The sequence below is a fragment of the Ferrigenium straubiae genome, from assembly GCF_051257895.1.
GTDB classification, from domain to species: domain Bacteria; phylum Pseudomonadota; class Gammaproteobacteria; order Burkholderiales; family Gallionellaceae; genus Gallionella; species Gallionella straubiae.
The window spans coordinates 2,210,985-2,234,413 of the sequence record NZ_CP194331.1 but is presented as its reverse complement, the minus strand read 5'-3'; the positions used below and the strand labels follow the sequence as shown (position 1 = coordinate 2,234,413).

Below are 23,429 nucleotides of genomic sequence, written 5' to 3'. Positions count from 1 at the left end.
AACCATGAGTCTCAAATGCGGAATCGTCGGTCTGCCCAATGTCGGCAAGTCCACCCTGTTCAATGCGCTGACCAAGGCGGGCATTGCGGCGGAAAACTATCCGTTCTGCACTATCGAGCCGAACGTCGGTATCGTCGAAGTTCCCGACCCGCGCATGGCCGAGCTGGCGAAAATCGTCAAGCCGCAGCGCATGCAGCCTGCCATCGTCGAGTTCGTCGATATTGCCGGCCTGGTCGCGGGCGCATCAAAAGGCGAAGGGCTGGGCAACCAGTTCCTTGCCAACATTCGCGAGACCGATGCCATCGTCAACGTGGTGCGCTGTTTCGACGACCCGAATGTGGTGCATGTGGCCGGGCGCGTTGATCCTATATCCGATATCGAAGTCATCCTTACCGAGCTGGCGCTGGCCGACCTTGCCGTGGTGGAGCGCACGCTCCAGCGCGACAGCAAGAAGGCCAAGTCCGGCGACAAGGATGCGCAGAAGCTGGTTGCCGTGCTGGAAAAGCTGCTGCCGCATCTGAATGAAGGTAAGCCGGCGCGCACATCTGGTTTAAGCGATGAAGAGAAGCATCTCATCAAGCCGTTGTGCCTGCTCACCATCAAACCCGCGATGTACGTCGGCAATGTGCTGGAAAACGGCTTCGAGAACAACCCTCATCTTGACCGTCTGCGCGAACATGCGGCGAAAGAGGGTGCGCCTGTCGTCGCTCTATGCGCCAAGATCGAAGCGGAGCTGGCCGACCTCGACGATGCCGACAAAAAGGAATTTCTCGCCGACCTCGGCCTGGATGAACCCGGCTTGAACAGGCTGATCCGCACCGGCTACGACCTGCTCGGCCTGCAGACCTACTTCACTGCGGGTGTGAAGGAGGTGCGCGCCTGGACCATCCACAAGGGCGACACTGCACCGCAGGCGGCGGGTGTGATCCACACCGACTTCGAGAAGGGATTCATTCGCGCGCAAACGATTTCTTATGGCGATTTCATTGCCTGCGGCGGCGAGGCGGGCGCGAAGGAAAAAGGCAAGATGCGCGTCGAGGGAAAGGATTACGTCGTACAGGATGGCGACGTCATGAATTTCCTGTTCAACGTCTAAGCCGCAACCTGCAGGATGCAGCGGCAAATTTCAGGGGACACAAAGACAGTCGCAAACCATCAGGTTTGCAACAGCGACAACGAAACAGCCAATCCTGACTTGGCAAAATAAAGAGGCGCACGCGCCAATTAGCGCGCCAAAAACCAATCACGCCAGGGAAAACCCCTTACTGCCGAAGCATCAGGGGGTGGCCAACACACCCCTCCCGCATAAGGAGGAGTCCGATTCCCCGCTGCCATACAGCGGCTCTTCCGTACCGGTGAAACCAGCCGATTGCGGGAACGGCAACCGCCGCCACCCCCGCACCAGAAGTGCGCCTCACCGTGTCGTGGCAACTGCCACAACAGGCACACCCCAGATCAGTTCGGCTTGCCGATTCCCGGTGTTGGGAAAGGCCATGTTGCAGCCGGACGCACAGGCGCTGGCGCAGAAGGAGCCGGGGCTGCCGGCTTGGCTGCCACCGGGGCTGCCGGTTTAGCCGCTGCCGGTTTAGCCGCTGCCGGTTTAGCCGCTGCCGGTTTAGCCGCTGCCGGTTTAGCCGCTGCCGGTTTAGCTGCTGCCGGTTTCTTCGCTGCTACCTTTTTAGCTACTGGCTTCTTGGCTGCCACTTTTTTGGCGGCTGGCTTCTTGGCTGCTACCTTTTTAGCTGCTGGCTTCTTGGCTGCCACTTTTTTGGCGGCTGGCTTCTTAGCTGCTACCTTTTTAGCCGCTGGCTTCTTGACTACTACTTTCTTGGCGGCTGGCTTCTTGGCTGCTACCTTTTTAGCTGCTGGCTTCTTGGCTACCACTTTCTTGGCGGCTGGCTTCTTCGCTGCTACCTTTTTAGCTGCTGGCTTCTTGGCTGCCACTTTCTTGGCGGCTGGCTTCTTGGCTGCTACTGCTTTCTTAGCCGCCGGTTTCTTGGCTACCACTTTCTTGGCTACCACTTTCTTGGCTACCGGTTTCTTGGCTACCGGTTTCTTGGCTGCCACTTTCTTGGCTACCGGTTTCTTGGCTGCCACCGCTTTCTTGGCTGCCGGTTTCTTTGCTGCTGGTTTAGCCTTCTTTGCTTCTGCCATTTCAACCTCCTTGTGATAATGAAAGTTAACGAAAACAACACATGCTGCTACTACACCCCCAGCCCGCGCTCTGGTTCAAGCACAAGCTAAAGCCTGTCAATTCGCCGCACCGCACCAACCCCGGGCAACAACATTCGCACCGCACATACAACTACGGCAGATTGCCTTGCATCGATCGAATTGATTAAAAAAAACGGAATAGAACAGGAAATATCGCCGGCAAGCACTGAATCGCCTGAAACACCATCGGTAGCAATATGCGTCATGCACGCACTCCCTGAAAATTTTGCCAAACTCAAAAACACTACATTTAGCTATTTTTTCCATCCATGACGCTAATTGTAGTAGTTGACATCAACATCGTAAGCAGAGAAAAGAAGTGCATATCTCATCCAATTTACCCTTTTACACACTGACAAAGGGCTGAAAACATGGGTTTATCCGGGCAATCCTGCGAGATAACGCACCCAATCAAAGCACGACCCAGGATCAGTCTTGCGCTGCGGCGCGACATCGCTATGCCCCGCAATGCCGCGTATTGGATAGGTTTTGCGCAGCGCCATGGTCAAACGATGGAGTGCATCGTATTGCGCATCGGCAAAAGGAACCGTATCGCCGCCTTCCAGTTCGATGCCGAGCGAAAAATCATTGCAGCGCATCCTCCCCTGCCAGCAGGATTCGCCCGCATGCCAGGCGCGCTTCAGGCAGGAAACGAACTGAATAATTTTTCCATCGCGGCGCACAAAAAAGTGCGCGGACACTCTCAGCCCCGCAATGGTTTGATAATAAGGATGGGCATGCGCGTCCAGGGTATTGGTGAACAGCCGTTCCACATCGTTCCCGCCGAATTCGCCCGGCGGCAGGCTGATGTTATGGATCACCAGCAACTCGATTGGGCCTGCGGGGCGATCGTCGCAGTTCGGAGACGGGATATATATACCGCCAACCAGCAAACCCTGCGCGTCAATCCGCATCGTCTGCGCCGTTCGGGCCTTTGATGCCCAGACGCTCCATCCGGTAGCGCATGGTACGGAACGTCAGCCCCAGCAACTTGGCGGCTGCCGTACGATTGAAACCGGTCTGCTCCAGCGCTTCCAGCAAGGCCTGCTTCTCGATGCGGTCCAGATATTCCGGCAGCGGGTATTTGCTGCCGAGGGACACATTGTCAGCGTGGTCGTGCACCACGGGAACCAGCAATAGATCCAGCTCCTCGATCAACCCTCCCATGCACAGCGCCAACGCCCTCTCGATGATATTTTCCAGTTCGCGCACGTTACCCGGAAAGCTGTAGCCTTGCAGCGCTCGCAGGGCTTCTTCGGAAAACCGCACCTGCGCACTGCCGCGCAAACGCTCCAGAATGCGCTGTGCAATCTCCGGTATATCCTCGCGCATCTCGCGCAGGGCGGGCATCTGGATCGGGATCACACTCAGGCGGTAGTACAGATCCTGGCGGAACCTGCCCTGCCGCACGCATTCGGCCAGATCGCGGTGCGTCGCGCTGATGATGCGCACATCCACCGCCTCTTCGCCGGCACCGCCGATTCTGCGCACGCATTTCTCCTGGATCGCGCGCAACAGCTTGACTTGCATATCCAGCGGCAGATCGGCCACCTCATCGAGAAACAGGGTTCCGCCGTGCGCAGCCTGGAAAAACCCGTCCCTGTCCCTGTCCGCGCCGGTGAATGCGCCTTTCTTGCAGCCGAAAAATTCGCTTTCCATCAGGTTGGCCGGGATCGCCCCGCAGTTCACCGCGACAAACGGCTGGTCGTGCCGCGCGCCGCTTTGCACGATGAGGCGTGCGGCCAGTTCCTTGCCGCTGCCCGATTCGCCGCTGATATGCACCGGCGCCTGGCTGCGCGCCACGCGCCCGATCAGGTCACGCACTTTCTGCATCGCGGGCGAATGGCCGAGCAGCGCCTTGTCATCCGATGCAGCCGCCTGCGGCAGCTTCAGCGCGGATTTGACCAGGGCGCGCAACTGGTCCAGCGACACCGGCTTGGCCAGATAATCGAATGCTCCGGCCTTGAGCGCGGCCACCGCATTTTCCATGTTGCCGTGTGCGGTGATCACCGCCACCGGCACATCAAGGTTTTTCTGCATGATGTGCTGCACGACCTGCAACCCGTCGCCATCTGGCATGCGCATATCGGTCAGGCACAGGTCATAGCGACGCGACGCCAGTTTCGCCTGCGCCTCGCGCACATTACCCGCCCGATCCGCCTCCAGCCCCATCTTGTGCAGCGCCAGTTCCAGCAACTCCAGAATGTCCGGCTCATCGTCCACCAGCAGCACCGTGGGACTTTTCGACCGATGGTTACCCGCCATGCTCATGCCCCCCACCATCTTCATGCAACTCCCCGAATGTTATACGGAAGCAGGCGCCCGCCTGCTCCTTCCCGGCTTGCCCATCCCGGCCATGATATTCCAGCTGCGCGCCGTTTGCCTCGCACAATTCCTTGGCAATATACAGGCCCAGGCCGGTGCCGTCGGCTGCGGTGGTAAAGAACGGCTCGAACAGCCTGCGACGGTATTCGGCGGAAATGCCCGGCCCGTCGTCCTGCACATCCAGCATCACCCTTTTACCCGCCGACCCCATTACCAGCATCAGGCTGCCGGGCATCTTGCGGCCATAGCGCAGCGCGTTGCGGCACAGATTCCACAGCACCTGGCGCAGGTGGCCGCGATCGAAGGAAATTGTGTCCCCCGGGATCCCCGCCAACACCATCACTCCCGGCTCAAGCCGCTCCGCGAGGCTGAACTCTTCCACGAAAGTGCGCAGCATCGCATTCAGCTCGAACACTTCGAGCTGCGCACGGTCGCGCCGATTCAGCTGCATCACATCCTGCACGATGCGGTTGATGCGCTGCGTGTTGTCCAGCACGATCTGCAGCAACCGCTGCTGCTTGGCATCACCCTGCTCCTCCTGCATCAGTTCAGCAGCGTAGCTGATCGCCGACAAGGGATTGCGCACCTCATGCGCGATACTGGCAGTCAGGCGGCCCAGTGCGGCCAGCTTGATCTGCTGCGCCTCCGCCCGGACGCGCTGCATGTCTTCCAGGAAGATCACCGCGCCATGCGCCGTATTCCGCTCGACCGCGACGAAACGCAACCTTGCCTGCACCCCGACATCCAGCTGCAGGGTGTCGCGGCTGACCGCACCGGTTCTCTTCCACAGCGCATACTGTCCGAACAGCAACGGAAAATTTTCCGCCAGCGAACCCCCGGATATTGAGCTGTGACGCAGCAGGCGCGCCGCACTCGGATTCATCTGCATGATTACGCCGTGCTCATCCACCACCAGCACGCCGTCCTGCATGTCGCGCATCACCAGGCGGTTCGCCTCGGACAGGCTGGCCAGATCGTGGCCGCGGCGTTGAGCCAGTTGCTGGCTGTCCACGGCATACTTCGCCATCATATGCGCCAGCCAAGCCACTGCAAAATAGGAGATGCACAGCAAGCCAACCTGGACATATTGGGCTACTTCGGCATCTGCATACAGCACCGCATATGAATGCTCCAGCAAGGCGGCAATGCTTGCCAGCGCGGCGAAGAACAGGGTGATTTTGCCGCGGCTGATCAAGCCGGCCGCCGCCAGCGAAACCAGCAGCAGGAGCCCGATATTGCTCTGTATCCCGCCGCTGGCATAAGAAAGCACCGACAAGCCGACAATGTCGCTGCCGACCTGTCCGGCCAGTTGCCAGGAAAAATGCGGCCAGCGCAATTTGAGCGGAATGAAGGAAAGGATCACCACGACCACATAGATCAGGCTGACAGTGAAGAATATCGACCAGTTGCGCGCACCAAGCGGCAGCGAATGCCCTAATGCCCCGGCGAGAAACACGAAAAGGCTGGTTAGCGCCAGCCGGTACAGATTGAAATAGCGCAGGGAGCGCCATAAATCGACTGGGTGGAACTCTGCAATAAGCTTGTCGGTCATTGCATCCGGCGCAGGTTGTTTGCGCCAGGTTGTCTATTTACGATAGGCATCACGATGTTCTACGCTGCAGAAAAAACGCCCTTCGGCCTGGACGCTCTCACCCTTGGGCAGGTGCACGCCGCAATACGCGCAGCGCACCATGTCCTCGGCCGTTGCCACATCCTGCTGCGGCATTTTTTTGCGGTAAGACCTGATCAACAGATACACCACGGCCACGATGGCGATGATCAATAACAGACGGCTCACATGAACTCCACAGGCAGGGCAGGGGCAGGAATTGTACTACGCAATCAGCGCCACGCTCTTGACCTGCGCGAACACTTCCATGCCCGGCGCAAGACCGAGCTGGTCGCATGAGCGGCGCGTGATGCGCGACAGCAGCAACTGCCCGCTGCCAACGGACATGCGCAGATTCACGCGGCCCGATCCCTCGTCGCGAATCTCTTCGATGCGCGCCTCCAGGATGTTGCTGATGCTTGAGTCCTGCGGCGCGGCGGTGGCGATGCTCACGTCGCGCGCCAGCACGCGGGCGCGCACCCTGCTGCCGACGGCGTGTTCCACCCTGTTCACCCACAGGCTGCCGCCGGGGAAATCCAGCCGGCTCAGGTGATACTCCTCGTCGTGTTCGGCCACGCCGGCCTCGATCACCGCACCCGCGTCGTCCAGGTACGCGGTCGGCAGATCCAGCCGCCCGAGGATTTCGTTGAGCGCGCCGCTGGCGATGACGCGCCCCTGCTCCATCAGCACCAGCTGGTCGGCGAGCCGCGCCACCTCGTCCAGCGCATGGCTGACATAGATCACCGGGATGTCCAGCTCCTCGTGCAGCCGCTCCAGATACGGCAGGATGTCGCGCTTGCTCGCCGCATCCAGCGCCGAAAGAGGCTCGTCCATCAGCAGCAGGCGCGGGCTGGCAAGCAGTGCGCGGCCGATGGCAACGCGCTGCCGCTCGCCGCCGGACAGCCCGGCAGGGCTGTCGCGCCCGATCAGCTTGTTCAGGCCGAGCCACTCCACCACCTGCTCCAGCTGCACCCTGCGCTGCTCCGGCGGAATGCGTTTCAGGCCGTATTCCAGGTTTTCCTTCACCGACAGATGCGGGAACAGGCTGGCTTCCTGGAACACGTAACCCAGCGGGCGCCGGTGCACCGGCATAAATTTGTCGCCGCTCTGCCACACCTCGTCCTTCACCTGCAGCGCCCCGTTGGCGGTGCGTTCCAGCCCCGCGATGCAGCGCAGCAAGGTGGTCTTGCCCGAACCGGACGGGCCGAACAGCGCGATGACGCCATGCGCGAATACATTCAGATCCGCGTGCAACACGAAACCGGGATAGACGAGATCGAAGCGTGCGTGGATCATCCTGAAAATCCCAAGCCAACCACGAAGGGCACGAAGAAAATCCTGAAACTATTTTTCCGGAAAGATTCACTTTTCAGGTCGTCGCTCAATATCATGCAACGGCATAACAAACCTTCGTGTTCTTCGTGGTGAAATGTTTTTTTGATAGTCATCTGCGCCGCCCCGTCGGGTTGAGCGTATACAGCGCCAGCAGCACCACGAAAGCGAACACCACCATCCCCGCCGACAGCCAGTGCGCCGAGGCATATTCCATCGCCTCGACATGGTCGTATATCTGCACCGACACCACGCGCGTCTTGTCCGGGATGTTGCCGCCGATCATCAGGATCACGCCGAATTCGCCGACGGTGTGCGCGAAGCCGAGCACCGTCGCAGTGAGGAAGCCAGGTTTCGCGAGCGGCAGCGCCACGCTGAAGAAAGCATCCAGGGTCGATGCGCGCAGCGTCGCGGCGGCTTCCAGCGCGCGTTCGGGAATGGCCTCGAAGGCGTTCTGCAGCGGCTGCACCACGAACGGCATGGAATAGAACACCGAGGCGACCACCAGCCCGGCGAAGGTGAAGGGCAACAGGCCGATCCCCAGCGCCTGCGTGAACGCGCCAAGCGGCCCGGACGGCCCCATCGCCACCAGCAGATAGAAACCGATCACCGTCGGCGGCAGCACGATGGGCAGCGCCACCACCGCGCCGACCGGACCCTTCCAGAAGGAACGGGTGCGCGCCAGCCACCACGCAACCGGCGTGCCGAGCAGCAACAGGATGAGGGTCGTAACCGAGGCCAGTTTGAGAGTGAGCCAGATCGCGGAAAGGTCGGCGGAGGAGAAAGCGGATTCCATCGCGCTATTTTGCTTCACCCGGCGAAACTAAGCCATAGCAATCAGTAATCGCGCGCGCCTTGCTGCTCATGATGAAGCGCGCAGCAAATAAGATCAGAACTCATAGCCGTAGGATTTGATGATGGCCCTGGCCTTGTCGCTCTGCAAATATTTCATCAGTTTTTCGGCGGCGGGATTACCCTTGCCAGTCAACAGGAGAGCCGCGTTCTGGCGGATGGGCGCGTGCAGGTGGCCGGGCACGATCCAGGCTGAACCGCCGGTAATCTTGCCGTCCACCATGATCTGTGACAGCGCCACAAACCCGAGATCGGCGTTGCCGCTTGCGGCAAACTGGTAGGTCTGTGCAATGTTTTCGCCCTGCACCAGCCTGGGCGAAACGGACTCCCAGAGCCCCATGCCGGTCAGCACCTCCTCTGCCGCCTTGCCATAGGGAGCGAGCCTGGGGCTGGCGATGGCGAGCTTGTTGAACTGGCCATGCCGCAGCACCTCACCCTTGGCATCCACAAAGCCAGGCTTGGCCGACCATAGCGCCAAGCTGCCTATGGCATAGGTGAAATGCGAGCCGGGTACGGCCAGCCCCTCGGCCTCCAGCTTGGCGGGAGTATCCGAATCCGCCGAGAGGAATACATGGAAAGGCGCGCCATTTTTGATCTGGGCGTAAAACTTTCCGGTGGAGCCGGATGACAGGCTGGCTTTGTGCCCGGTGTCCCTGGCGAATTCTGCGGCGATGGCGTTCATGGGTGCGGTGAAGTTGGCGGCCACGGCGACGCTCACCTCCTCCGCGCGCGCGGAAAAGGACAGCAGCAACGAGCAGGCTGCCAGCAGGCAAGTTGCCAGATTGAGAAATACGGTGAATAGAGGCACTCTTGCGCCACAAATAATGCGATGCATTGGGTTTCCTTTCAAATAGATCAGTCCGCTACGCCGATGATCACGCTGGACGCCTTGAAGATCGCGCTCGCTTTTCCTCCGACCGTCAGCCCGAGGCTGGCCGCGCTTTCGTTGGTGATGATCGAGGCGATGGCGCCCCCTCCGGGAAGGTCGATCACGATCTCCGCATTCACCGCGCCCGGCTGCAGGCGGGAAATCGTGCCAGCGAGGCGATTACGTGCCGAGATTTTTGCGCCCCCGGTGTCGGTCATGACGATGACGGACGATGCCTTGACCAGGGCGAAAACTTCCGCCCCGATCTTGAGCCCGAGGTTGCCGGTGCTCTCATGTGTGACAGTGGCGACGATTTTCTGGCCGCCCACGATGTCGACTTCGATCTCATCGTTGACCGCCCCACGTTTAATGCTGGCGACCTTGCCGACAAACTGGTTGCGCGCGCTGGTTTTCATGCCCATTCTCCTGATAAGTAAGAAATCGTCGGCAATTTTTTCCGACTGGTGGCTGAGCTGGTCGATGAAACGGCGGTGCTCTTGCTCGATCAGGCAAAAATTTTCCACGAGCTGCCTGCCGCGCGGCGTGAGGTGGGTCGAGCCTCCGCCCTTGCCGCCCGTTGTCCGCTCCACCAGCGGTTCGCCCGCAAGATTGTTCATCTGGTCGATGGCATCCCACGCCGCCTTGTAGCTCATCTTCATCGACTTCGCCGCCTGGGTGATCGACCCATGTTCGGCTATCCTGGACAGCAATTCGATGCGCCCCGGACCGCCGAAGCTCTTGTCTCCGACGGTCATCCACAGCGACCCTTTCAGTTCTATTCCGCGCCCGCGAGCCATCGTTTGCCTCCTTCACCCCGAAAAACAAGAGCGGCATTATCTCACCCTCCGCATGAAGGCAATTCCCGATTCTTTTCTGCCCGGGAAACAGGCACGCACCTGATCGCATCCGCCGCACCCCGGAGGCTCGAGATCGGATTGCCCAAGGCGCTTGCCCAGCTCACTGAACAGGAAGTGTTTCCACTTCATGTTTTGCGTATTGCGGGCGGCAAGCCCGGGGCAATGCCGGAGGAGCAGGCGCGTAACATCTTCCCTTTCATTCAGCCCCAAGTCCTGCCAAAGATGCCGGTGCCCGAAACAGGCGCAGGCAACAGCATGGGAAACCAGCCAGCCAAGCCGGTCTTGGCGGCATTGGTAATCCCAAAGCAGCTCGACCAGCGGCAGAAACAGTCCGGGCAGCCAGTCGGCCAGCAACTTGGCGTGCAGCGAATTGAACTGAAATAGGGGCTGCGATTGCCCGTCAAGGAGCATGGCGAATTCTTTGGAAGGTATGCCAAGTGTGGCTGCGAACAGCGGCAAGTCGCCATTGTCTGCGGTGCACATGACATTTGTGATTACAGATGCTGCAATCTCATGACTGTCATCCAAGACCGGCTGCGTCGGAGGGTATGCGGCTATTGGCGGCATGAACTCCCCCGCGCTGCTGGCACAATGCGATGACCCAATCATGGTTCCGGCGCTCGCCTTGCCTCAGTCGGAGATCTTCCGCACCTCAATCGCCTGTAACCAATTTACGTGGCGCGGGTTGGTGCGGATAGCAGCGATAAATAGACAGTTACGAACAGCATGAATCATGACTTTCCCTTCCCCTGTGGCGTTATATTTATGCGTATTACTTGTATTGCTGTGATGCGCTCCTGGCTAGAAGGAATGCAGAAGCCCCAGCCCGCCCCCCGAGAGCGTCGCACCGAGACCCGCCGCACCCGCCGTGCTGGTTATGGTGTTGCCGGCATGGAAGTTGTAACTGGCCGCCGCGTCGTTATTCAAGCGGGTGTAGAAGCCATACAGTTCGGTGCGCTTCGAGAGGTTGTAGCCATAGCGCAGGGAGTATTGGTTCGCGCCGGTATTAGCCACGCCGCCCAGATCGCCTGCGCGTGCGTAAAACGCGCCGATGTTGCTTGCGCCGAACTTGTATTTTCCGGTCAGTTCCCAGCCGTTGCGCGAGGATGTGGCGGTGCTGGTTGTCAGCGTCGCCACGGACAGGCGTTCGCAGGTCAGGCCGATCAGTCCGTTCCCGATCTTGTATGTGCCGACCAGTCGGCTCGCCGTGTCGGTCAGGCTGGTTGCCGTAGATAGCGTATCCTTGTGGGCCTCGTAGGCGTAGGCGGCATAGAACGCATCCTTGTCGTAGGCAGCCGAAAACGACCAGATAGATTTGTCGCCGCCCGCAGCGAGAGTCCCTTTCTTGGCATTGTCCGGCGCGTAAGCCAGCCTGGCCTGGAAACCGTTGAAATCCGGCGTCCAGTACTGGAGCACGTTTTTCTGCCGGGTATTGAAGTTAACGGTGCTCGAAGCAGCGGTGACGCTGTTGGTGTTAAGCCCGGCACGTCCCATGACGTTGATCGCCGAGGCGATGTGGGTGTTGCCGAACAACTCGACCCGGCTGCGCGCCTCCTTGTAGGGCGTGTCCCAGTTGCCGAAAAACGCGGTGCCGAAATTGCCTTGCAGCCCCACGTTGCTGTTACGCGTTTTCGCAAATGGCGCGCCGTTGCTGTTGGTCAGGTCGAACTCCGCCTCCAGTTGCCAGATTGCGGTGAGATCGTCACCCAGATATTCCTTGCCCTTGAACCCCAGGCGAGTCGCGTTGGAACTCACACGGTTCAGGCTGGCCGCGTTGGTTGCAAGGGTGGCCTTGTTATTTTTCACGGACTCGACATCCGCATGCAACACGCCATAGACGGTGACATTGCCGGTATCGGCAAGAGCCGGCGCAGAAACGGCAGCCAGGATGGCAGTGGCGATGATTCTTTTTTGCATGAATAAACTCCTTTTGATTAGTTGGTGTGCTTCTGAGTCACTTCTTCCTTATTCCCTCTTTCCCGCTTTTCGGGATGAGCTGGTTGCTTGTCGTATTACCACCCATGCACGTTATATCTTGCTGCATATAACGGCATTCAAAAAAAGAGGCGGTAAACGACAACGCCTTCAAGCCCCCACCGCATTCGAAATGCGGCAATGACGCTTGAAATTCCAGCCTGCAAGCAAGGCAGCTTTTGTTTGTTAAACTGTTAAATTAACTTTTCGCACAATTGTTTCCTCCCTGATAGCGTGATACACGATACGATATAACGCATGGCGAAACAACCAAAAAAAGAACTAGTTCGTTAGGGTAGGTGGTATATAACGCAAATCCGAGCCTGAAACACGACTAAGAATCCTACCATGCCAGAATAAATGGGGGAACCGCCTCTTGCCATGCCACCCGGGCAAGCGAGACCTGCAAGGTTGTGGAAATCAGAGCATAGTTGAAAAGGGAACACCAGAATGAACAACCGTCAGACTATCGTGACATGCCCGCCGGGCATTAGGAATCTCGCTTTTTTGCGGTCCCCTCCCAATTTTTCAAGTGAAGTTACATACGTTTGGCGTGCGCCGGACGAAACGCCTTGCATTGCTCCGGATCGGATTCCAGGTACGCACCCTCGATCAGGTCGATGCAGTACGGGATCGCGGGGAACACCGCGTTCAGGCAGTCGTCGATCGCGGAAGGCTTGCCGGGCAGGTTGACGATCAGGCTCTTGCCGCGGATACCGGCGGTCTGGCGCGAGAGAATAGCGGTGGGCACGAACTTCAGGGATGCGGCGCGCATCAGCTCGCCGAAGCCCGGCATCATCTTCTCGCACACCGCCTCGGTGGCTTCCGGCGTGACATCGCGCAGCGCCGGGCCGGTGCCGCCGGTGGTAACGATCAGGGAGCAGTTCTCCCGGTCACTCAGCTCGATCAGCGTCGCCTCGATCAGCGGCTGTTCGTCGGGAATCACCCGCACCACCTGTTCCCACGGCGAGGTCAGCACGCGCGTAAACCAGGCATGTATCGCCGGACCGCCCTTGTCCTCGTATTCGCCGCGGCTCGCGCGGTCGGAAATGGTCAGAATACCGATGCGTGCAATGCTCATTTAACCCCCTTTACCACGAAGCACACGAAGAACACGAAGAAAAACCAAACGATTGCCGGCTGCAACCTATTGAAAACTCTTCGTGTGCTTCGTGCTCTTCGTGGCGAATAGTCTTTTCCGGATTCATTACTTACTCCTTGAAGCACATGCCATCCTGGAAAGCCGTGCCGTCGAGCAACTGCACCGCCACCATGCTGCCCGCCGCAAAACCGTTGCACTCCGCCGGCAAAACTGCCAGGCCGTCCGCCCGCGCCATGGACAGCAGCATGCCACTACCCTGCGCACCGGTGGAGGTGGCCGCGTAGCCGCCCTCTTCCTGCGCGAGCATCACGCGGATGAACTCGGTGCGCCCGGGCTGGTGCTTCACGTTGTGCGTGAGACGCGCTGAGACGGTGCGGCGGTGGGTGCGTGCGTGCCCCATCATGCGGCGTAGCGCCGGCACGACGAATTGCTCGAAGCAGACCATGCTCGAAACGGGATTTCCCGGTAAACCAAAAATTATTTTCTCACCGACCTTGCCGAACGCGACCGGATGCCCCGGCTTCATCGCCACGCGCCAGAACAGCATCTTCGCACCCAGCGCCTCGATGGTCGGGCGGACGTAGTCGTGCACGCCGACCGAGGTGCCGCCGGAAACCAGCAGCACGTCATATTCCAGCCCACGCTTCAGGTAGCGCGCCAGTTCGTCGGGATCGTCGCGCGCGATGCCGAGCAGCACTGGCTCGATGCCCAGCGCCTGCACCTGACCCATCAGCGCATAGCTGTTGGAATTGGGAATCTTGTTCGGATCGACGGGCTCGTCGAGGCCTTCCAGCTCGTTGCCGGTGGACAGGATTGCCACGCGCGGCCGCCGGTATACCTGCACCTGCGCACGCTTCACCGTCGCCAGCACGCCGATCACGCCGGGTGTAATTTCGGTGCCAGGCGTCAGCACCACCTCACCGTTGCGCATATTTTCGCCGAGGCGGCGGATGTCGTTGCCCGGCTTGACCGACAGATTGATCTGCACGCGGCTGTCCGGTTTTGCCTCGGTGTCCTCGACCCGGATCACCGCATCGGCGCCCTGCGGCATCGGCGCGCCGGTCATAATGCGCGCGCACTGGCCGGGCGCCAGCGTCTTGGTCGGCATGTCTCCGGCCTTGATGTCTTCGATGATTTCCAGCGTCGCGGGAACAGTGCCCATATCGGCGCTGCGTAGCGCGTAGCCGTCCATCGCCGAGATGTCGTAGGGCGGCTGGTCGCGGTTGGCGCGCACTTCCTCGGCCAGCACGCGGCCCAGCGATTGTTCGAGTTTCACCTGCTCCGCGCCCGACGCCGCGACCGAATCAAGCACAACGCGCTGCGCCTCGCTTACTTGCAAATGTTCCATCACCTCACTCCATTCATTGCCGCCGCAACATCCTGCGGCGTGTCCAGATCGAAAAAACTGCGCAGCTGCGGATCGGCCTTGAGCATCTCTGCCTCGTCCACATAGCGCACGTCCAGCTGTTGCAACACGCCGCGCAAACCCTTTTGCTGCGCAGCGAGGCTCGCGCACAGCGGCGCGAGGCAACTGGCCGCATAGAAGGCCGCGAGCGGCTGCGGATGCCCATGCACGACGGGCACGACCGCCTGATGCTGCAAACGGTATTTTGCGAGCAACTCGACCACTTCCGGCACGACGAAAGGCATGTCGCAGGCCACCATGAACGCCCACGGCGTGGTGATCTTGCCGAGGGAGGCAGCCAGCCCGGCCAGCGGGCCGCCGTCGGGTACTTCGTCGCAGACCTGCGGCAGGTCGATCCCGGCGCGCGGCTGGCGCACGCTGACGATCACCTGCGGGAACAGCTGCTGCATGGTTGCGGTAACCGTCTGCAGCAGTGTCTTGCCGCCCAGCGTCACGTTCGCCTTGTCCGTTCCCATGCGGCTTGAGTCGCCGCCCGCCATGACAATCGCGGTGCAGTCCGTAATCATTTCCGGTCGAGCAGGAACTGCGCAATCGCGGCGACGTCCTCCAGCCCGAAATGCGGCAACTGCGGATAGACCTCGTCCATGTCGGTGACGATGGCGATCAGCCCGTCCTCGATCGTGCAGCGCGGCGGCTTGGCGCATTCGCGGCGCAGCACCTCGATCTTCGCTCCGGCGCAGTGGGAAAAGCCTTCCGCGAGCACCAGGTCGGCCTCGCCGAGGAAGCGCCCCGCCAGTTGCTCCGGCTCGCGCCGGTCGACCGCGTCGGCGACCAGTTGCAGCTCGTTGGACGTGACCAGCATGCTCATCACCGCGCCGGCCTGTTTGTAGCGGAAGCTGTCCTTGCCGGGAGTGTCCAGCACCACCTTGTGATGCGCGTGCTTGATGGTCGCGACGCGCAGCCCCCGGCCGCTCAGCTCATGCAGCAGCTTTTCGACCAGCGTGGTCTTGCCGGAACCGGAATGCCCGACGACGGTAAATACGTTCGGCATGAATTAAACCTATGGATGGGGAGTCACCCAAGACTCTCCCTGCGGCGTGACTTCTTTCTTCCAGATCGGCACGCGCTGCTTCAGCTCGTCGATCATCCAGCGGCAGGCTTCCAGTGCGGCGACGCGATGCTCCGCGCCTGCCGCGATGAACACGATGTTGTCGCCGCCGCTGACCGTGCCGATGCGATGCACGATGCGCGCATCCAGCAGGGCGTATTTCTCGATCGCATCGCTGCGCAGCTTGTTCAGTTCCGACAGCGCCATGCTGCCGTAGGCATCGAAGCTGATCTCCGAGACCTCGCGCCCTTCCGAAAAATCACGCGCGCAGCCGAGAAAGGTGGCGATGCCGCCCATGCGTTTCGAGCTGCCCTTGAGCGCCGCAATCTCCTCGTCCTGGGAGAAGTCTTCGGCCTGGATGCGAACTGCGTCTTTCATTGGATCACCCTTTACCCGCCTGAAAACTTGGCCATGAAGGCCACTTCGCTGTTGTCCGCAAGCGGCAGCGCAAGGTCGCGGGCGTGTTCGCCGTTGACCGCCATCATCGTCGCGAGGTGCATGGCTTCCGGGTAACGCGCCGCAAGCGTTTCCTTGAGGCTGCCCAGCGTCAGCCCCGGCGCATGCGCCACCGAGACCTCCCGCTCGCCCGTCGCGGCCGCGATCGGGCCGAAGAACAACACCCTGATCATTTCATTTCTCCGCGCTTCCCCAAGTCTTCCCGAAGCCAGACGCCGCTCTTGCCGCCGCGCTTCTCCTCCAGCTGCACGAACTCGATGCGCATGCCGCGGTCGATCGCCTTGCACATGTCGTAAATGGTCAGCAGCGCCACATTGGCGGCGCACAAGGCCTCCATCTCGACCCCGGTCTGGCCGGTGCAGCCCGCCGTGGTGACGACCTTGATGCCCACGCAGCCGCTCGCATCCGGCTCGGTGATCTCGCTGAACTCGACCTCCACGCCGGTCAGCGCAATGGGATGGCACATCGGGATCATGTCGGAGGTGCGCTTCGCCGCCATGACCGCGCCGACATCGGCCACCGTCAGCACGTCGCCCTTGGCGATCCTGCCCGCGCGGATGCGCTCCAGCGTCGCGGGCTGCATGCGCAGCACGCCGCTGGCAATCGCGACGCGCTGGGTGTCGGATTTTGCCGAGACATCCACCATGCGCGCGCGGCCCGCGTCGGAAAAATGGGTCAATTCGTCCATGTGCCATTCGCCTTTGAAGTGCAACTTTCCATCACAACATCTTCCTCCCGCAAGGGAGAGGCCGTACCGCCACAGGCGCGGCAGGCGGGGTCCTTGCTCAGCGCGCTGCGCATGACCTGCATGTCGAGCGCGTTGATCGTGAGCAGCCTGCCGCTCAGGCCGCGCTCCACTCCCATCAACACCTTGAGCGCCTCCGCCGCCTGCAGCGCGCCGACGATGCCGACCAGCGGCGCGAATACGCCGGTGGTCGCACAGCGCAGCTCGGCCGCTACGCTGTCCTCGGGGAACAGACAGTTGTAGCAGGGTGCTTTCGTTTGTTCGGGTTCCTCTTCACGGCGGAAGTCGAATACCGAGACCTGCCCGTCGAACTGGATCGCCGCGCCCGAAACCAGCGGCTTGCGCAGTTCCAGGCAGACGCGGTTGACGGCGTAGCGCGTGGCAAAGTTGTCGCTGCAATCCAGCACCACGTCAGCCTGCGCAGCCAGCTCGCGCAACTGCGCCGCATCGGCGCGCACCGGTACGGCAACGCATTCGACTTCGGGGTTGATCTCGTGCAGCGCGGCCTGCGCGGAGTCGACCTTGGGCAGCCCGACCGTCGAAGTGCGGTGGATGATCTGGCGCTGCAGATTGCTGAAGTCCACCTCGTCGTGGTCGCACAGGATCAGTTTGCCGACGCCGCTGGCGGCGAGGTACAGCGCGGCGGGCGAGCCTAGCCCGCCGAGGCCGATGATGAGCGCCGTAGCGTCGAGCAGGCGCTGCTGCCCCTCGATGCCGATCTCCGGCAGCAGGATATGCCGGCTATAGCGCAGCAGTTGTTGGTCGTCCATGCAGGCAGTCTACAGTTGAAAATGAATTACGCGCGAAAAAATCATCACCCGCCGATATAGGACATTTCTATTTTTTCTCTGGGTCTTTCCGTCGCGGCGTGGCGCAGTTGCGAGTAGCGGTCGAAGCGCTGCTCCCACTTGCCGGCAATCAGGTTGGTCAGCATTTGATCCGTCGCACCCGTGCGCAGCGGGCCGCGCAAGTCCGCGCCATTGCTGGCGAACAGACAGGTATAGAGCTTGCCGTCGGTGGAAAGCCTCGCGCGGGTGCATTCGTGGCAGAACGCCTGGGTGACCGATGCGATCACCCCGACCTCGCCGCCGCCGTCCGCATAGCGCCAGCGCTCCGCGACTTCGCCGGTGTAATTGGGGTCGGCCTGCAGGACAGGGTAGCGGCTGTTGATCTTTTCCAGGATTTCCCGCGCCGGAACCACGTCGTCCATGCACCAGCCGTTGGTGCAGCCTACGTCCATGAATTCGATGAAGCGCAGCACGACGCCGCTGTTGCGGAAATGCCCCGCCATCGGGATGATTTCGTGATCGTTTACGCCGCGCCTGACCACCATATTGACCTTGACCGGCGCAAGCCCGACGCGCTGCGCGGCAGCGATGCCGTCCAGCACGGTCCTAACGGAAACATCCGAGTCGCTCATGTGCCGGAAGGTCTCGTCGGTCAGTCCGTCGAGGCTGGCGGTGATGCGCGCCAGGCCGGCATCCTTGAGCGCCTGCGCCTTCTTGGCCAGCAGCACGGCATTGGTGGTCAGCGCGACTTCGACCGGCTTGCCTTCCCTAGTGTGCAGCCTGGCGAGCGACTCGATCAGACGTTCGACACCGCGGCGCAGCAGCGGCTCGCCGCCGGTCAGGCGGATTTTCTGCACCCCGAGCTGGATAAACGATCTGGCCAGCCGCTCGATCTCCTCGAAGTTGAGCAGCTCGGCGCGCGGCAGGAAGGAATGCTCATCGAAGGCTTCGCGCGGCATGCAGTAGGTGCAGCGCAGGTTGCAGCGATCGGTGACCGAGATGCGCAGGTCGCGCAGCGGCCGCTGCAGGGAGTCGGCAACGAATTGCCCATATCCCCGCAAGGTATCATCCAGTACGGCCCCAGTCTCCTGTGTGACAGCGGATGCAATCGGAATGATTCTGGATATCTCAGCCATGATGCATGTTAATGCGCAGCAGTCCGTCTGTCATCTGTCCGCGGGGGAAGCAGAACCGCCCGCTCCAGGATATGCGTGGCGATATTCTCGATGTCGGTGTGCGCAAAGCTGTAAGGCACGCCCGGCGGCGGAACGCCATCGATGACTACGGCCTGGATATGCGGGTCGCGCCGGCATAGCGGCTCACCGGGATTGTCGGCGCGCATCACCTCGAGGCCGGGCAAGGGCGCATTGTCGAAGCCGATCGCCAGGACCAGGTCGCATTCGGCGAGATGTCCGGCCAGCAGGACAGGATCGGGATCGGTCTGATCGGGGGTTTCGCACAGCAGCCCCCAGCGGTCGCGGTTGGCAATCAGCGTCTGCCGGCAGCCGCCTTGGCGCAGGTTGCTGGTTTCCGATCCCGGCTTGTCCATGTCGAATGGCTTGTGCGCATATTTCACCGCCGCGATCCCGACTTGCCGGAAGCTGAACTCCTCGGCAAGCCTGGCTACCAGCTCGCCGCGCCCGCCGCCGTAACCGCAAATGCGGAATATCTTCATGCAACTCTCCCATGCACCGGACTGGTGGCCGGTATTATTAAAAACAGAGAATCGCGCTTTCTGATAACCGATTGATTCAATTTCAATCCAGCCTGTTTTCTGCCGCCGCATGCGTTAACAGCTTCGACAGAGAGTAATTCGGATGGGGATTAGACCATACCGGCCACTTCGCCGATATAGACCAAAATAACTAGTCCATTCGGCTTAATGACAAAGAAGGCTCGAAGAGGAATTGCAATCGGTTCGCAGCAGCAAAATGACCACAAAATCCAAATGCTCGGCTCCGCCAGGAAAAATCCATGGCGGCGGAAGAAGGGAATTGACGGGAAATTCAGAAGACCAACTTTGATTGGTCGGGGTGAGAGGATTCGAACCTCCGACTCCTGCGTCCCGAACGCAGTACTCTACCAGGCTGAGCTACACCCCGTTGCGAAAGGCCAAAAACCAGCCTGACCGGAAACTAAAATTGCCGCGTGGCGGCAAAGTGCGCTAATTCTAACAGACATTGTTTGTATTTTGAATCGGCAAGTGCGGCGATAGCCGCGCAGGCCGCTTCCACTTCACGCATCGCCTGCTGGCGCGTGAAATCCAGTGCGCCGGTGACATGGATAATCCGCAGCACTTCGTCGAACTTCTCCACATCGCCCTGCTCGATCGCACCGCGCACCACGGCGGCCTGTTCCGGCGTGCCGTGCTGCATGGCGTAGATCAGCGGCAGGGTGGGCTTGCCTTCGGCGAGGTCGTCGCCGAGATGCTTGCCGGTCTGCGCCTCGTCGGCGGAATAGTCGAGCACGTCATCGACGAGCTGGAACGCGGTGCCGAGATGCATGCCGTATTTTGCCGCAGCCTCTTCATCAGCCGCCGAGGCCTTGCCGAGAATCGCGCCGAGGCGCATCGCCGCCTCGAACAGCTTGGCGGTCTTGCAGTGGATCACGCGCATGTAGTTGGCGGCATCGACATCCGCATCGTGGCAATTGAGCAGTTGCAGCACCTCGCCCTCGGCGATGGTGTTGGTGGCGTCGGCCAGCGTCTGCATCACGCGCATCTCGCCCACCGCGACCATCATCTGGAAGGCTCGCGAATACAGGAAATCGCCGACCAGCACACTGGCGGAATTGCCGAACAGCGCATTGGCCGTCTCGCGCCCGCGGCGCAACGAGGATTCATCCACCACATCGTCGTGCAGCAGCGTGGCGGTATGGATGAACTCCACCACCGCCGCCAGATCGTAATGGTATTTACCCTTGTAGTTGAAAGCCTCGGCGGACAACACTACCAGCGCCGGGCGCAGCCGCTTGCCGCCGCTGTTGATGATGTATTCGCCGACCTGATTGATCAGCATCACTTCCGAGTGCAGCCGGGTGCGTATCACCTGGTCCACGGCCGCCATGTCCGCGGCGATCAATTGCCTGAGGTTTTCCAAAAACTTTCTTCCCTGATTTATTGTGTCGCCGTGCTGTGCGGCTGAAAGGGCGGATTAACACGCCTCAATTTTTTATTCTAATATACCATTGTCGCATAAAATTTCCGTTCCTCGTATGCCCTCCATGAAAACAAACCTTTCCTCCGTCTTGATATGGCTGGGCGTCGCGCTGCTGGGCGCAGCGGCAGTCGGCGGCATCGCGCTGAACCGCGGCGAATCGATCAACGCACTGTGGTTCGTCACCGCCGCGCTGTGCGTGTACGCCATCGCCTACCGCTTCTACGCGGCATGGATTGCCGCAACCGTGCTGTGCATCGATGAGACACGCGCCACGCCGGCCGAGCGGCTCAACAACGGTCGCGACTTCATGCCGACGAATCGCTGGGTTGTGTTCGGCCACCATTTCGCCGCCATCGCCGGCCCCGGCCCGCTGATCGGCCCGACGCTGGCCGCGCAGTTCGGCTACCTGCCCGGCACCCTGTGGATATTGATCGGCGCGGTGCTGGGCGGCTGCGTGCAGGACATGGTGACGCTGTTCTTCTCCACGCGCCGTGACGGCCGCAGCCTCGGCCAGATGGCGCGCGACGAGCTGGGCAGCATCGGCGGCATCGCCGCGCTGATCGCCACCTTCCTCATCATGATCATCCTGATCGCGGTGCTCGGCCTAGTGGTGGTCAACGCGATGAAGCACAGCCCATGGGCGACCTCCACGGTCGCCGCGACGATTCCCATCGCGATGCTGGTCGGGCTGTACATGTACAAGCTGCGCCCGGGGCGCGTGCTGGAAGGCTCGGCGCTCGGCGTAATCCTGCTGCTGCTGTCGGTCGCGGGCGGCGGCTGGATCGACCAGCAGACCGAGCTGCGCGAACTGTTCGACCACCCCGGTCTGCCGCTGGCCTTCGCCATCATCGGTTACGGTTTTGCCGCCGCGATCCTGCCGGTATGGCTGCTGCTCGCACCGCGCGACTATCTGTCCACCTTCATGAAGCTCGGCACGGTAATCCTGCTCGCGCTGGCGATCGTGTGGTTGCGGCCCGAAATCAAAATGCCCGCGCTGACCCAGTTCGTAGACGGCACCGGGCCGATCTTCGGCGGCAAGCTGTTCCCCTTCGTGTTCATCACCATCGCCTGCGGCGCGATCTCCGGTTTTCACTCGCTGATCGCCTCCGGCACGACTCCTAAATTATTGTCCAACGAGCACGACATCCGCATGATTGGCTACGGCGGCATGGTGCTCGAGTCGCTGGTCGCCATCATGGCGATGATCGCCGCGACGGTGCTCGACCCCGGCGTGTATTTCGCGATCAACTCGCCGGCCGGCATGGTCGGCAAGACGGCGGCTGAAGCGGTCGCGACGATCTCCGCCTGGGGCTTCCCGGTCAGCGTCGAGCAGATGAATACACTGTCCAAACAGATGGGTGAGGCCACGCTGTTCGCGCGCACCGGTGGCGCGCCGTCGCTGGCGGTCGGCATGGCGAGCATCTTCGGCAGCGCATTCGGCGAGCACCTGCTCGCGCTGTGGTACCACTTTGCGATCATGTTCGAGGCGCTCTTCATCCTCACCACGCTGGACGCCGGCACACGCGTCGGACGCTTCATGCTGCAGGATTTGCTAGGCAACCTGTGGAAGCCGATGGGGCGCACCTCGTGGTATCCCTCGGTGCTGCTCAGCAGCGCGGTGGTCGTCGCGGCCTGGGGCTACTTCCTGTATATCGGCGTGATAGATCCGAACGGCGGAGTGAACATCCTCTGGCCGCTGTTCGGCATCGCAAACCAGATCCTCGCGGCGATTGCGCTGTGCGTGGCGACCGGCATCCTGGTGAAATCCGGCAAACTGAAGTACGCGTGGATAACCGCGCTGCCGCTGGCCTGGCTGGTCGTCATCACCAGCACCGCGACTTGGCAAAAACTGACCAGCGACGATCCGCGCATCGGCTTCCTCGCCGCCGCCAACAGCCTGTCGGACAAGCTTGCCGCCGGCGCCTTGCCGCCGGACAAGGCTGCAGTCGCACCGCAACTGATCTTCAACCAGCAACTCGATGCCGTGCTCGCGCTGTTCTTCGCCGGCCTGCTGTGGCTGATCGTCATCGACATGTTGCGCGTCTGCGCGCGCCACCTGGGCGGCAAGCGCGTGCCGCCGCTGTCCGAGGCGCCGCATTACCCGACCCGCCTGGAGGAAGCATGGCAACGCGACTGAATGATCTGCTGCGCACCCTGTGGCGAGCCGCCCGCCGGCTCAGCGGCGACGACGGCTACGAGCGTTACCTGGCGCATCATGCCGCCGCCCATCCGGGCACCCCGGCGCTGCCGCGCCGCGCCTGGTTTGCGCTTCAGCAGCAGCAAAAGTGGTCGGGGATCAAACGCTGCTGCTAAAAATTTGCGCAACCCCCTATTTTTATGGATAATGCGCGCCCCGTGAGTGCGTACACCCGCCGCACCAAATTACCGCAAGGAAAGAAAATGAAAGCCGATATTCACCCGAACTACCAGGAAATCACCGTGACTTGCAGTTGCGGCAACAGCTTCAAGACCAAGTCCGTCATGGGCAAGCCCGCGCTGAACGTCGAAGTCTGCTCCGAATGCCACCCGTTCTATACCGGCACGCAGAAGATCGTCGATACCGCCGGCCGCATCGACAAATTCCGCCAGAAATACGGCAAGGCTGCGGCATAATAACCAGCGACTTGGCTGTCGTATTTTGATAGCCCGGTCGAATGGCTAGAAGTTTAATCAGG

The 23,429-nt window shown here is 61.0% G+C and carries 27 protein-coding genes and 1 tRNA gene; 4 read left to right on the top strand and 24 right to left on the bottom strand.

The features are described 5' to 3' along the window. The first annotated feature begins 4 nt into the window (after nucleotides 1–4). Nucleotides 5–1,096 carry a redox-regulated ATPase YchF gene (gene ychF / locus ACRRNM_RS10815; protein WP_435628228.1) on the top strand — a complete coding sequence of 364 codons (1,092 nt, stop codon included), beginning with the start codon at nucleotides 5–7 and terminating at the stop codon, nucleotides 1,094–1,096. Between the two features lie 359 nt (nucleotides 1,097–1,455). Here the strand turns inward: ychF and ACRRNM_RS10810 are convergent, their stop codons facing one another. From ACRRNM_RS10810 to ispB, 24 genes are all read right to left on the bottom strand, one after another. Next, on the bottom strand, nucleotides 1,456–2,154 hold the full coding sequence (locus tag ACRRNM_RS10810) for a histone H1-like DNA-binding protein (protein WP_435628227.1): 699 nt from the start codon (nucleotides 2,152–2,154) through the stop codon (nucleotides 1,456–1,458). A gap of 86 nt (nucleotides 2,155–2,240) precedes the next feature. After that, nucleotides 2,241–2,420, bottom strand: a complete 180-nt coding sequence (locus ACRRNM_RS10805; protein ID WP_435628226.1) for a hypothetical protein — start codon at nucleotides 2,418–2,420, stop codon at nucleotides 2,241–2,243. A gap of 171 nt (nucleotides 2,421–2,591) precedes the next feature. Beyond that, nucleotides 2,592–3,128: a 1,6-anhydro-N-acetylmuramyl-L-alanine amidase AmpD gene (gene ampD / locus ACRRNM_RS10800; RefSeq protein ID WP_435628225.1), complete on the bottom strand. Its 537-nt coding sequence runs from the start codon at nucleotides 3,126–3,128 to the stop codon at nucleotides 2,592–2,594. After that, nucleotides 3,118–4,503, bottom strand: coding sequence for a sigma-54-dependent transcriptional regulator (locus ACRRNM_RS10795; RefSeq protein ID WP_435628224.1), 1,386 nt, complete (start codon nucleotides 4,501–4,503; stop codon nucleotides 3,118–3,120). Before ACRRNM_RS10795 ends, ampD begins: the two co-directional genes overlap by 11 nt. Beyond that, the gene (locus ACRRNM_RS10790) at nucleotides 4,469–6,091 is read right to left on the bottom strand and encodes a sensor histidine kinase (protein ID WP_435628223.1); all 1,623 of its coding nucleotides are present in this window, start codon (nucleotides 6,089–6,091) and stop codon (nucleotides 4,469–4,471) included. The genes ACRRNM_RS10795 and ACRRNM_RS10790 overlap by 35 nt, the downstream gene beginning before the upstream one ends. A gap of 33 nt (nucleotides 6,092–6,124) precedes the next feature. Then, a complete protein-coding gene (locus ACRRNM_RS10785) occupies nucleotides 6,125–6,337 on the bottom strand; it encodes a PP0621 family protein (protein WP_435628222.1) in 213 nt (70 codons plus the stop codon). A 36-nt stretch (nucleotides 6,338–6,373) separates the two neighbouring features. Beyond that, nucleotides 6,374–7,444, bottom strand: a complete 1,071-nt coding sequence (gene modC / locus ACRRNM_RS10780) for a molybdenum ABC transporter ATP-binding protein (RefSeq protein ID WP_435628221.1) — start codon at nucleotides 7,442–7,444, stop codon at nucleotides 6,374–6,376. A gap of 148 nt (nucleotides 7,445–7,592) precedes the next feature. After that, nucleotides 7,593–8,276 (bottom strand): molybdate ABC transporter permease subunit, encoded by a 684-nt coding sequence (gene modB / locus ACRRNM_RS10775; protein WP_435628220.1) that lies wholly within the window; start codon nucleotides 8,274–8,276, stop codon nucleotides 7,593–7,595. A 93-nt stretch (nucleotides 8,277–8,369) separates the two neighbouring features. Continuing rightward, complete coding sequence (gene modA / locus ACRRNM_RS10770; RefSeq protein ID WP_435628219.1) at nucleotides 8,370–9,140, bottom strand: molybdate ABC transporter substrate-binding protein; 771 nt, start codon at nucleotides 9,138–9,140, stop codon at nucleotides 8,370–8,372. Between the two features lie 47 nt (nucleotides 9,141–9,187). Beyond that, nucleotides 9,188–9,997 (bottom strand): TOBE domain-containing protein, encoded by an 810-nt coding sequence (locus ACRRNM_RS10765; protein WP_435628218.1) that lies wholly within the window; start codon nucleotides 9,995–9,997, stop codon nucleotides 9,188–9,190. A 36-nt stretch (nucleotides 9,998–10,033) separates the two neighbouring features. Next, nucleotides 10,034–10,585: a nitrogen fixation protein NifQ gene (locus ACRRNM_RS10760; RefSeq protein WP_435628217.1), complete on the bottom strand. Its 552-nt coding sequence runs from the start codon at nucleotides 10,583–10,585 to the stop codon at nucleotides 10,034–10,036. A 273-nt stretch (nucleotides 10,586–10,858) separates the two neighbouring features. Beyond that, a complete protein-coding gene (locus tag ACRRNM_RS10755) occupies nucleotides 10,859–11,974 on the bottom strand; it encodes a porin (protein WP_435628216.1) in 1,116 nt (371 codons plus the stop codon). A 595-nt stretch (nucleotides 11,975–12,569) separates the two neighbouring features. Continuing rightward, on the bottom strand, nucleotides 12,570–13,112 hold the full coding sequence (gene mog, locus ACRRNM_RS10750) for a molybdopterin adenylyltransferase (RefSeq protein ID WP_435628215.1): 543 nt from the start codon (nucleotides 13,110–13,112) through the stop codon (nucleotides 12,570–12,572). Nucleotides 13,113–13,242: 130 nt separating this feature from the next. Then, nucleotides 13,243–14,481: a molybdopterin molybdotransferase MoeA gene (locus ACRRNM_RS10745; RefSeq protein WP_435628214.1), complete on the bottom strand. Its 1,239-nt coding sequence runs from the start codon at nucleotides 14,479–14,481 to the stop codon at nucleotides 13,243–13,245. Continuing rightward, the gene (gene mobA / locus ACRRNM_RS10740; RefSeq protein WP_435628213.1) at nucleotides 14,481–15,065 is read right to left on the bottom strand and encodes a molybdenum cofactor guanylyltransferase; all 585 of its coding nucleotides are present in this window, start codon (nucleotides 15,063–15,065) and stop codon (nucleotides 14,481–14,483) included. The genes ACRRNM_RS10745 and mobA overlap by 1 nt, the downstream gene beginning before the upstream one ends. After that, entirely contained in the window at nucleotides 15,062–15,550 is a 489-nt protein-coding gene (gene mobB, locus ACRRNM_RS10735) for a molybdopterin-guanine dinucleotide biosynthesis protein B (protein WP_435628212.1), read from the bottom strand. The genes mobA and mobB overlap by 4 nt, the downstream gene beginning before the upstream one ends. Before the next feature lie 9 nt (nucleotides 15,551–15,559). Beyond that, nucleotides 15,560–15,985, bottom strand: a complete 426-nt coding sequence (locus ACRRNM_RS10730; RefSeq protein ID WP_435628211.1) for a molybdenum cofactor biosynthesis protein MoaE — start codon at nucleotides 15,983–15,985, stop codon at nucleotides 15,560–15,562. Between the two features lie 11 nt (nucleotides 15,986–15,996). Continuing rightward, nucleotides 15,997–16,236 (bottom strand): MoaD/ThiS family protein, encoded by a 240-nt coding sequence (locus ACRRNM_RS10725; protein WP_435628210.1) that lies wholly within the window; start codon nucleotides 16,234–16,236, stop codon nucleotides 15,997–15,999. Beyond that, on the bottom strand, nucleotides 16,233–16,751 hold the full coding sequence (moaC, locus tag ACRRNM_RS10720; protein WP_435628209.1) for a cyclic pyranopterin monophosphate synthase MoaC: 519 nt from the start codon (nucleotides 16,749–16,751) through the stop codon (nucleotides 16,233–16,235). Before moaC ends, ACRRNM_RS10725 begins: the two co-directional genes overlap by 4 nt. Next, complete coding sequence (locus tag ACRRNM_RS10715; protein WP_435628208.1) at nucleotides 16,739–17,578, bottom strand: HesA/MoeB/ThiF family protein; 840 nt, start codon at nucleotides 17,576–17,578, stop codon at nucleotides 16,739–16,741. The genes moaC and ACRRNM_RS10715 overlap by 13 nt, the downstream gene beginning before the upstream one ends. Nucleotides 17,579–17,622: 44 nt before the next feature. Beyond that, nucleotides 17,623–18,732 (bottom strand): GTP 3',8-cyclase MoaA, encoded by a 1,110-nt coding sequence (gene moaA, locus ACRRNM_RS10710; RefSeq protein WP_435628207.1) that lies wholly within the window; start codon nucleotides 18,730–18,732, stop codon nucleotides 17,623–17,625. 8 nt (nucleotides 18,733–18,740) lie between these two features. Continuing rightward, a complete protein-coding gene (locus tag ACRRNM_RS10705) occupies nucleotides 18,741–19,271 on the bottom strand; it encodes a molybdopterin-guanine dinucleotide biosynthesis protein B (RefSeq protein WP_435628206.1) in 531 nt (176 codons plus the stop codon). 350 nt (nucleotides 19,272–19,621) lie between these two features. Further along, nucleotides 19,622–19,698: transfer RNA gene (locus ACRRNM_RS10700), tRNA-Pro, on the bottom strand. A 33-nt stretch (nucleotides 19,699–19,731) separates the two neighbouring features. Beyond that, nucleotides 19,732–20,694 carry an octaprenyl diphosphate synthase gene (ispB, locus tag ACRRNM_RS10695; protein WP_435628205.1) on the bottom strand — a complete coding sequence of 321 codons (963 nt, stop codon included), beginning with the start codon at nucleotides 20,692–20,694 and terminating at the stop codon, nucleotides 19,732–19,734. A 124-nt stretch (nucleotides 20,695–20,818) separates the two neighbouring features. Here ispB and ACRRNM_RS10690 point away from each other — a divergent pair, with 124 nt between their 5' ends. The 3 genes from ACRRNM_RS10690 (at nucleotide 20,819) to rpmE (ending at nucleotide 23,367) form a co-directional block, all read left to right on the top strand. Beyond that, nucleotides 20,819–22,891 carry a carbon starvation CstA family protein gene (locus ACRRNM_RS10690; protein ID WP_435628204.1) on the top strand — a complete coding sequence of 691 codons (2,073 nt, stop codon included), beginning with the start codon at nucleotides 20,819–20,821 and terminating at the stop codon, nucleotides 22,889–22,891. Then, on the top strand, nucleotides 22,876–23,067 hold the full coding sequence (locus ACRRNM_RS10685) for a YbdD/YjiX family protein (RefSeq protein WP_435628203.1): 192 nt from the start codon (nucleotides 22,876–22,878) through the stop codon (nucleotides 23,065–23,067). Before ACRRNM_RS10690 ends, ACRRNM_RS10685 begins: the two co-directional genes overlap by 16 nt. 87 nt (nucleotides 23,068–23,154) lie before the next feature. Continuing rightward, a complete protein-coding gene (rpmE, locus tag ACRRNM_RS10680; protein ID WP_435628202.1) occupies nucleotides 23,155–23,367 on the top strand; it encodes a 50S ribosomal protein L31 in 213 nt (70 codons plus the stop codon). Nucleotides 23,368–23,429 lie beyond the last annotated feature (62 nt).